The 2,256-nt window shown below is 30.8% G+C and carries 3 protein-coding genes; 2 read left to right on the top strand and 1 reads right to left on the bottom strand.

Annotated features, from left to right (window positions below):
• Positions 1-450 precede the first annotated feature (450 nt).
• The gene (locus tag QZZ53_RS17085; protein WP_296386971.1) at positions 451-963 is read left to right on the top strand and encodes a nuclear transport factor 2 family protein; all 513 of its coding nucleotides are present in this window, start codon (positions 451-453) and stop codon (positions 961-963) included.
• Between the two features lie 134 nt (positions 964-1,097).
• Positions 1,098-1,448 (top strand): ribose-5-phosphate isomerase, encoded by a 351-nt coding sequence (locus tag QZZ53_RS17080; RefSeq protein ID WP_296386966.1) that lies wholly within the window; start codon positions 1,098-1,100, stop codon positions 1,446-1,448.
• Here QZZ53_RS17080 and bshA read toward each other — a convergent pair.
• Positions 1,441-2,256: N-acetyl-alpha-D-glucosaminyl L-malate synthase BshA (gene bshA, locus QZZ53_RS17075; RefSeq protein WP_296386964.1), on the bottom strand; the 816-nt coding region annotated here is incomplete at its 5' end. The genes QZZ53_RS17080 and bshA overlap by 8 nt on opposite strands.

The raw sequence follows: 2,256 nt of genomic DNA, 5'->3' as shown, positions 1-2,256 counted from the left end.
AAGTCTTAAGCTTCTGCGTGTATAATAACCTTATGCCTCTCTTTTGTCTTTTCTTATTTATAATTAAATTTAATAAATTGTAAACTTAAGACGTGTATAGTGAATTATTGACTTGAGTTTACTCGGAAAATTCTACGAGTTTTCCTAATGGCTGATTTCTTTTTGCTAACTTATTTTTATCTTATTCAAGTTTTTAAAATTTAAATCCCATTCTTTTATTTCAAACTTAAACTGAATATAATTCATTACTAATTCTGGGTATACTCTAACATGAGCACAACAAACTAGTAAAGCAAAATCTTAAAGATATTTCGCTAGTTCTCTTTTTTTTAATTTGTTGTTTACTTACACCACTAATCTTACACAAACTTATGTAACACATTTTTTCAATAACACTTATTTGGAAAATTGTAACTTACAAACACCTATTAACCAATTGAATATAAAATTATGAAAACAAAATTGACATTTGCATTAATTATCTTTATTGGAATTTTAATTACTGGATGCAAGCAAGAAGAACAAAAAGTTGAAGTTGTAGAAGTGAAAATTGACCTTTTAAACGATGTATTTCCTGAAGCAAAACAAGAAGTGATGGAAACCTTTGGTGCGATTGCTCAAAGTATTAAAGATGGAGATTTGGATAAACTAATTTCTTTTCATGCCTATAGTCCAAAGTTTACTGAGTTTAAAAATGGTGAACCACGTAATGGTAGTGAAGCTAATGAAGCCCATGAACGGAATGTTTTTGGTTCGGTAACCGAAGTTGTAAAATTCGATGCGAAAGATTTACAAATTGCAGTATATGGTGACGTTGCTAATTTAACCTTTCACTCAGATTTTCATCTCAAATTTGGTGAAGATCTAGTTGTAGTAAATGACCAAATTACTTTGCTATTCTTAAAAACAGACAATGGATGGAAAATGGTGCACGAGCATCATTCTCCTTTGAAAAAAGAATAAAGTTAAAAGCGTACTACAATAATGCGAATAGTACATTGGTACTAAGCCTACTTATGAATTTTATTTTTAGTTAGTATTTACTAAATTAGTTGCTTAAAACAAATAAGTAAATTCTACGTAATACAAACTAAAGAATGCCAAAAGTACTATATCGCATTTACGTTATTGAATTATCTAAACGTGTATATACAGAAAACACTAAGTTTAGAACTGCTAATCCACAGTTCAATGGTGTGTTAGAATGCTTGTATGTTGGTATGACAAGTAAAATGCCTAAAGAGCGTTTTAAACAGCATAAAACAGGATACAGGAATAGAAAAGGTCATAAAATCTCATCAAATATTGTAGAAAAATACGGTTTGTATTTACGTCCAAGTCTCTACAACCATATTGACCCATTTTTCACTAGAGAAGAAGCTCTTATTGCAGAAAAGCAAATTACTTTAGAATTACGCAGAGAACGTTACGCAGTTTGGTCTAATTGACAACTAAAAATTGTTTCAACGTTTCCTCATAAATGCTTTCATACATCGGAACAATATTATGCAAGTCAAATTTTTGAGACTGTGCTTTTGCGTTTGCTTTAAATTGATTTAACACATTAACATCAGATAAGATCTTAATCGCATTAGTTGACATATCTTCAATAGCATTAACATCACTTAAATAACCAGAATAACCATCTTCATTTACTTCTGGTATTCCACCTGTATTTGTAGAAATAACTGGTACACTACTCGCCATGGCTTCTAGTGCTGCTAAACCAAAGCTTTCCGTTTGTGATGGTAGTAAAAATAAATCGCTAAAACATAAAATTCTATCTATTTCATTACTATTGCCAAAGAAAATCACACGATCAGAAATTCCAAGCTCTTCTACCAAACGCTCTGCTCCTTCTTTTTCTGGACCTTCACCAACCATCATTAATTTTGCAGGCAATTCTTTCTGAATATTATAAAAGATTTTAATTACATCTGGTATTTGCTTTACTTCTCTAAAGTTACTGATATGCGTGATGATTTTTTCTTCATCAGTAGCCATCATTCCGCGTTGGCAATCGGTAAAATGATTTTCATGCTTGCTTAAATCGATAAAGTTTGGAACTACATCAATTTCATTTTTAATATCAAATAAACGTAAAGTATCATCCTTTAAACTTTGAGATACAGAGGTTACAGCATCAGATTTATTGATACTGAACGTTACTGCAGTTTTATAAAACGGATGACTACCAACTAAGGTAATATCAGTTCCGTGAAGTGTTGTTACTATTGGAATATAAATACCTTCCTC

The organism is Winogradskyella sp. (genome assembly GCF_016744625.1).
In the GTDB taxonomy this organism is placed as follows: domain Bacteria; phylum Bacteroidota; class Bacteroidia; order Flavobacteriales; family Flavobacteriaceae; genus Winogradskyella.
This window is presented reverse-complemented; position numbering and strand designations above follow the sequence as displayed.

Excerpts from the sequence above, each read along its gene's own strand:
- QZZ53_RS17085 (WP_296386971.1), top strand. The coding sequence starts at position 451 with ATGAAAACAAAATTGACATTTGCATTAATTATCTTTATTGGAATTTTA.
- QZZ53_RS17080 (WP_296386966.1), top strand. The coding sequence starts at position 1,098 with ATGCCAAAAGTACTATATCGCATTTACGTTATTGAATTATCTAAACGT.